Origin of the sequence: Parvibaculum sp., from assembly GCF_002684405.1 — a bacterium.
GTDB lineage: Bacteria > Pseudomonadota > Alphaproteobacteria > Parvibaculales > Parvibaculaceae > Parvibaculum.
Genome location: NZ_NYVD01000127.1, coordinates 1 through 6,310, shown reverse-complemented (window position 1 = coordinate 6,310; position 6,310 = coordinate 1). Strand labels below are relative to the sequence as shown.

General features: G+C 58.8%; 7 protein-coding genes. 5 read left to right on the top strand and 2 right to left on the bottom strand.

Annotation, left to right across the window (positions count from 1 at the left end):
* The first annotated feature begins 725 nt into the window (after window positions 1–725).
* Window positions 726–1,412 carry a recombinase family protein gene (locus tag CMI59_RS11820; RefSeq protein WP_293328455.1) on the top strand — a complete coding sequence of 229 codons (687 nt, stop codon included), beginning with the start codon at window positions 726–728 and terminating at the stop codon, window positions 1,410–1,412.
* Window positions 1,413–1,492: 80 nt separating this feature from the next.
* Entirely contained in the window at window positions 1,493–2,260 is a 768-nt protein-coding gene (locus tag CMI59_RS11815) for a hypothetical protein (RefSeq protein ID WP_293328454.1), read from the top strand.
* Window positions 2,261–2,279: 19 nt separating this feature from the next.
* Here CMI59_RS11815 and CMI59_RS11810 read toward each other — a convergent pair whose 3' ends face one another.
* Window positions 2,280–2,771: a thermonuclease family protein gene (locus CMI59_RS11810; RefSeq protein WP_293328453.1), complete on the bottom strand. Its 492-nt coding sequence runs from the start codon at window positions 2,769–2,771 to the stop codon at window positions 2,280–2,282.
* A 620-nt stretch (window positions 2,772–3,391) separates the two neighbouring features.
* On the opposite strand from CMI59_RS11810, the gene CMI59_RS11805 reads away from it, so the two are divergent.
* The 3 genes from CMI59_RS11805 to CMI59_RS11795 all read left to right on the top strand — a co-directional run bounded on the left by CMI59_RS11805 (window position 3,392) and on the right by CMI59_RS11795 (window position 4,720).
* Complete coding sequence (locus tag CMI59_RS11805) at window positions 3,392–4,003, top strand: hypothetical protein (protein ID WP_293328452.1); 612 nt, start codon at window positions 3,392–3,394, stop codon at window positions 4,001–4,003.
* Between the two features lie 200 nt (window positions 4,004–4,203).
* Window positions 4,204–4,344, top strand: coding sequence for a hypothetical protein (locus CMI59_RS11800; protein ID WP_293328451.1), 141 nt, complete (start codon window positions 4,204–4,206; stop codon window positions 4,342–4,344).
* A 178-nt stretch (window positions 4,345–4,522) separates the two neighbouring features.
* Window positions 4,523–4,720: a hypothetical protein gene (locus CMI59_RS11795; RefSeq protein WP_293328450.1), complete on the top strand. Its 198-nt coding sequence runs from the start codon at window positions 4,523–4,525 to the stop codon at window positions 4,718–4,720.
* A gap of 332 nt (window positions 4,721–5,052) precedes the next feature.
* On the opposite strand, the gene CMI59_RS11790 is transcribed toward CMI59_RS11795, so the two are convergent.
* Window positions 5,053–6,310 (bottom strand): type ISP restriction/modification enzyme (locus CMI59_RS11790; protein ID WP_363102500.1); only part of this gene is annotated, 1,258 nt, incomplete at its 5' end.

The following is a 6,310-nucleotide window of genomic DNA, read 5'->3' as shown; positions in this document are numbered from 1 at the left end:
GCGCCTTCGCCAGCACGTTCAGTGTAGCCAGCCTACCAGCCTCTTGATTGCCTGCAGGTGCGCCCGTACGTCCACCTCATGGCCCCATTCCCGTGCCGCCTCCAACGCCCTCAGGCGCGCCCTCAGCGCCGTCTCTCGCTTGTCCTTCATGTGGTTGCCCTCCCGGTCGCCTGACGGGACTGTACGGGGCGCTGAGAGGGCCGGGGATAAGTTCACTGGAGGAGGTCAGGTCGCATCGTCACGTAGGCCGCGAGGAGGAGGATAGCCGCCGCAGCAGCAGGCAGGACCACGCCCGCTAGGCCGGTCTGGCGAAGGCCGAACATTCCCACTGCGATCCCCACGATGGTCAGTACCGGTCCCGCCCAGTGTCCCATTAGTCTCGCCCCACCATTTCCTCATCGTCCACCACGATAGCAGCCCGCTTGCGATGGCACCTCTGGCATCTCATCCGCTCCTTGAGCGTGCGCAGGGTGAGGTCACCCCAAACCATAGCGACGTGGCGCGGGTCTATCCGCTTCGTGTGCCCGCAGTGGAGGCAGAGCAGCCATAGGTACCGCTGCGCGCTAACAGCGTCCTTGATGCGCTCGATGGGACCGACGTGATACCTGACCATGATCGGAACATTTCAAGAACATCTTGCGGTCGGTGTCCAGTAGCAAGCTCTCACGAGGTGTTCAGAAAACCTCTCCGAAACACGCTGCCCGAAGGCAAGGGAAACAGCGGGCTTGGGCTGGCGATCCCGGGTGTTCATAAAACAGTTGTTTATTGAACATTATCGTGCGACGTTCGCTCTCAACGCAGCGAATGAGGATCGATCCGAGATGACCAAGCGGGCAGCTATCTACCTCCGTGTCTCCACCGATGGGCAGACCACAGCCAACCAGCGGATAGAACTTGAGCGCGTGGCCGCGCAGGCGGGCTGGGACGTGGTGGAGGTGTATGAGGACGCGGGTATCTCCGGGTCAAAGGGCCGCGACAAGCGCCCCGCATTCGACCGCCTCTGCAAGGATGCGACGCGCCGGAAGTTCGACGTGGTCATGTCGTGGTCGGTCGACCGCCTCGGGCGCAGCCTGCAAGACCTCGTGGGCTTCCTCGGGGAACTTCACGGGCTGGGCGTTGACCTCTTCCTGCATCAACAGGGCGTCGACACGACCTCTCCTGCCGGTAAGGCCATGTTCCAGATGCTGGGCGTCTTCGCGGAGTTCGAGCGGTCGATGATCCAAGAGCGAGTGAAGGCCGGTCTGGCCCGCGCGAAGGCGGAAGGCAAGACGCTCGGGCGGCCCAAGGTGGTTGATGATAAGTTCCGTGGGGCCGTGCAGGCCGCTCGGGCGGAGGGGTTGAGCGTTAGGAAGATAGCGGCGCGCGTCGGCGCGTCGGTGGGTACCGTGCAGGGCGTTCTCAACTCCGCCTGAAACAGTGACACAAGTTGTCCAGGCGGATACCCTCAAGGCAGCCGAAAAAGGCACCTGCATTGAAGCTTTGGGGGGAGACAATGCGTGGATCAAGTATCAATCAAACGCGGTGGTGGTTTTGGGCAGCAACGGCAACTGCAATTGTCACCGCCTTGAATTTTACGCTTGTTTACCGGACTAGCTCCTACGGTCTCGCTGTAGGCGAAATCAACACTGGGAAATCCGACGCAAAGACGCTCTCCCTCGATCTCGATACAGCACTCAAGGCCGCCGATGAGGTTGCCAAATCCGCAGAGCCAGAAGCGCAAGCTCGCAAGCTGGTAGCTGCAAGTAAAAGCGCACCTCCAAATGAGCGTGCGACCACTGGATATGCGCTAGCTGTCGCATCCACCATGCTTGCGACCGGCAATCCCGATGCTGCTGCGGCTATTCACGCCCTCATAACCCAAGCCCCGAAAGAAGTGCGCGATGCTTACGAATATGCACTGAACGAAGCGACCGGAGCGACCGCTTCGGCCAACGCACCCGATGCTGTCAAACCTGAACAAATTAAGGCGGCATTGACACTTGTGAAGAATATCTCGCCACAGCTTTCGGCAATAGATCGTGAAAGAAGGGCGTGGGGGATAGTGATGTTGCTTATGTCCTTCGAAGAGCCGGCTCGAGAACCGTCAAGCTTTCCTATCCCAGCAAGTGTGGAGCAGGTGAAGCGCAAGTCCGAAGACAGATCGAGTTCAGTTGTGCTCTGGATCAGCGCTATTGGTGGTGGGCTGTCAGGTGTCGCCGCCATTGGCATGTTTGTGTTGGGGGTGTTGGGGGTGCGTCGGAGCGGCGCCCGGCCCGAGTGACCCGCCTCTGCAACTTCAATCAGGCGCAGTACTCCGGAAAGGGCAGTGAGGCGGCCTGTGGTGGCTCCACATGCGCGTATCGACCACCGGAGTAGCGGGGGCAGTCTCGGGCAAGACCGGCGCGTATGACGGCCTCTCCAATGTCCCTGCCGTCGACGTAGCAAGTCCCCACGAGGCGGTCGTAAGTCTTCTCGCCGTTCAGGTCGCAGCGGACAGTCTTCCCGTTCACAAGACGCTTCATGAAGGCTGTGGCCTCCGGCCCGCCGCGTTCGTCTCGCTCAGGAGCCGCGACACCCAACAGACGGACCTTGGTCGTACGGTTCACTCGGATCGTGTCTCCGTCGATGGTGTAGGCTTCGCCTTGGACCTGACCGGCAGACGAGGTGCGACCAGCCTCGCCGCTAGGGTGGGTCTCATTGGCGTGTAACACGGGCAACGGGCCGACCGCTCCCTCGTAGGCACGCGCTGCGAGAAACGCGAGGCCGAAGACCAAGAGGATACCCAGCCTCATCCGAAGCCCATGCTTGCCGGGCCGCCACAGTCCCATCCGCCGCAACTGCCGCCGTATAACCCGCCACCGCATGCCACCTCTCCTCACCCGTGAGGGTCCTGAATAGCCGATTGAGGCGGCCCCTGAAAGGCGGCGCAGGTTGGCGACCACACCCAAGCGACGGACGTCCCTATTGAGGTTGCTCTCTAGCAGTACTGAAAGCGGCCCGTCGGTTTAGGTTGCACCTATGCAGTAAGGGTGCCTCTCGTTCAGCACCTGTGTGCCTGCGGCTCATGGGGTGTGACCCCCTATCGGTATTACGGGGAGGCCGTCCGGCCCCTTTCCCCTTCAGTCAAACTTCAGGGTCTTCCTCGGGGTCACCGATGTTGACCGTAGGGATGAAGGGCGCGCGCGGCGCACGCCGTCCGCAAATCAGGCTGCCATGAGAAGTGGCCTCTTCGGCTGCCCCTCTACAATCCCCTTCAAGTGCACCTTACGTGGCCACCTCATCTTTTGATGGTCTGCGCCCCCGGCGGCCCTTTCACCTTCAATTCCCCTTCTGAGTGACCTTCGCATTCCCCTACCGGGAACCCTTGTGTTGTCGAGGTCTATTACGGAAGCGGTCAAATCATGGAAAACAGATGCTCTATCACTCTGAGGTCTTGGACCGTCAGACCGGCGAACTCGTGCGCGTATGCAACGGCGAGTGGGTCACGGTCACCGAGCTTGGCAAGGCGCATGGTCTCGGGCCGCGTCAGGTCCGTCAGGTTCTCCGCAAGCTTGGGTGGGTCTACTCGCCCAACTCCTCCAGAAGCGCCTACCGCCTCTGTCCAGACGCCAATGAGGCCGGTCTCGGCAAGCACATCGTCAAGTCGAAGAGCGGAAGGCCGTTCGATGTGATCTCTCCTCTGGGGCAAGAACGCTTCGCCCTGCACCTGTCAGCGGCGCTTGCGAAGATCGCCAGCAAGGAGACCAGCGCAGTGATGGAAGCGCGTGCTGCTCTGAACGCTTTCAAGGAGGAACGCGGGAAGGCGCTGAAGAGGAAGCAGCAGTGGGAAACCCGCATGGAGGTTTCGTGGCTCAGACACTTCCGAAAGCGCCTGTCGCAGGACGAGATGGCAGCGGTACTTCGCATCTCAAAGCAGCTTGTGTCTCACCATGTGCGCGCCTTGGAGGCGTCTCGCCTGAAGTGGGAGCAGCGGCGCGAGGCTCAACAAGCACTCTGGCAGAAACCCTTGAGCGAGGACCAATGATCCGAATACCTGTCGTACACTCAGAAGAAGATTTGGTCGTTGATGATCGGGTGGGCCGATGGCTCATCCGTCACGACTTCCGCATCCTTCGGACCACATCCGGCCACTGCCGCCCGTTCTTCCGCATCCGCTACAGTTCAACGCGCTGGCCCGTACACGTCGCAGTCGCTCGATGGGTCGTCGGAGGGTACCGCACGGGCATGTTCGCGAAGCACCTCAACGGCGACGTTATGGACTGCCGTAGGAGGAACCTTGAAGCGGTCCGTACCAAGGGCGAGGCGGGTGGCGGACTGCCGCCGCTGGTCGATCCGCTGTTGCCGGGATTGTCCTCACTCGGGTGATTTGCACAGGCGGACGGGGAAAGCACCGCCGAACACCTGTATGCACGGGTGGGTAGATCGTCCGACAACTGATTGGTGCTGAACAGGCTTTCCGTTATGCACCCGTGCATCTATTGACGGGGACCGAAAAAGGGTACCAATGGAGGGCTTCTCAACGTCTTCTGAAAGGGAAGCTCACATGCACTTCTTCATCAATATCGGTCTGCCGTTCAGCATCCACATCGGGCGTATCTTCGTGTTCGAGACGGACTTTCGCTCGGTCCTGTTCGTCCGCGTTGTGGGCGTCGGGCAGGCGTGGGTGCGGCGCGGGATGACATGCTGCGAGGGATGGTTGAAGATCAGGGGGGCGGAAGTTCCGGTACCATTCATTGGGTAGTCTGCGTCGTTGCGTCGGGGTGATCATAGCTACGCATCCCTCGAAGCTTCTCCCCGCCCGCTCCCTATCTCGGACGCTCAACGCTCACACTACTCGTCGGGCCATCATCAGGCTGCGAAGGGCCATCGGGCAGGCCGCTGTACGGCTAGACAGCTGCTGGGGGTGGCATCTTCCCCTGCAATTTCCATAGGTTCGCAGTCGGAACTGGACTATGTTGAACAGGCGTCATGGGTCCTCTTTCTGAAGTACCTCGAAGACCTTGAGGGAGAGCGTGAGGATGTTGCGGCCCTGCCGAACCAATTCGTCGTTTGCCGAAGCCCGCTGCCTATCACTCAGATATCGAGAGCCGGTAGTCCCCGAACGATTTTCAGTGTTTCCATGCTGACCGTGATAACGCGCTGGAAGAGTTCCAGAGGATATGCGGGATTATCCATCCCCTCGATAGCGTAGCGGTTGGCGTCGTTTACAATGCCACTGGCCTTGTCTGTCTTCACTGCTTGTCGTTCCATCACCCACTCAAGCGCAGACCGGTCATTGACGACATAGTCATACGCCTCAAGCGGGATGTCTTGCATCGTGATGTTGGCATTATAGACGACGGTGGTCTTGTCGACCTCTTTTCCACTCTTCGCGAACTTCATCTTGGTTACGCGATAGAATGTCTTCGGGTTCTTGATATCGGCAAGCCTCAAGTCGCCCTCTTTGATCGTGACTGGCCAAGGGTCGGCACACTCATAGTTCACATGTAGATCAGCCAGCGCACGACCGGCTTCGGTGAAACGCCAAAAGTCTTCTGCTTGCTTTACACAGGGTATACGGGGCAATTCCTTCGAGAGACTATCGCCATATAGGGAGCGGTACTCGGTAGAATGGAGCAGGCCATAAACGTAATAAAAGATGTCGTCTTTTGATATTTTTTCGCGCGGATAGGCATTCGAAAAGTAGGCAAGACCAGCGTCGCTCACGCCATGACGACCAGTCCCCTCACCGCCTCCCTGCCCCTCATCAAACAGAGAAGCACTCGACGACCCGTCGTCATCATACACTGTGAGCGGGTAACACTGACCTTTCTCAATCAGGTCCAAACAGGGTATTGCGTCAACCATGAAGGGCGTGAACGTCTTCGCGCCGACACCTGATACCATTATTACCCGGTTGGATGCTTCAGCAGACGGGAACATCTTCGGCATCTGATAGATGCGATTATTCAGTATACGGTCAAAATATAGCCAGCTCTTGAAAAATGGCCTGTATACGCTCTGCACAACTCGTGTTGGATCGACGCTTAGCGCCTCTCCTCTTGAAAGGTGCTTAAGAATATCTCCACCCCAACTAATTTGAGTAAGGTCGACCCTGACAAAATCCTCAAGCGCGTTCGCCTCCGAACCAAATGCCTCCCATCTAGCTAGCTCGGAATTGTAAAAATTGATCGTGGTTTCAACATTCTTCAATAGCGCGGAAGACGATGAATTGTAGCACCATGCATCCCTGCTTGTTGTTACTCCCCTCGACCTTAGAGCCTGAATCATAAAGGCGGCAATGATTTCATGGCCTTGCGAGACGTCGTGTGACGATGCGGATGTGGGCGAT

Bases quoted from the DNA above. Each gene is read 5' to 3' on its own strand.
- CMI59_RS11815 (WP_293328454.1), top strand. From the start codon at position 1,493: ATGCGTGGATCAAGTATCAATCAAACGCGGTGGTGGTTTTGGGCAGCA.
- CMI59_RS11810 (WP_293328453.1), bottom strand. From the start codon at position 2,771: ATGAGGCTGGGTATCCTCTTGGTCTTCGGCCTCGCGTTTCTCGCAGCG.
- CMI59_RS11805 (WP_293328452.1), top strand. From the start codon at position 3,392: ATGCTCTATCACTCTGAGGTCTTGGACCGTCAGACCGGCGAACTCGTG.
- CMI59_RS11800 (WP_293328451.1), top strand. From the start codon at position 4,204: ATGTTCGCGAAGCACCTCAACGGCGACGTTATGGACTGCCGTAGGAGG.
- CMI59_RS11795 (WP_293328450.1), top strand. From the start codon at position 4,523: ATGCACTTCTTCATCAATATCGGTCTGCCGTTCAGCATCCACATCGGG.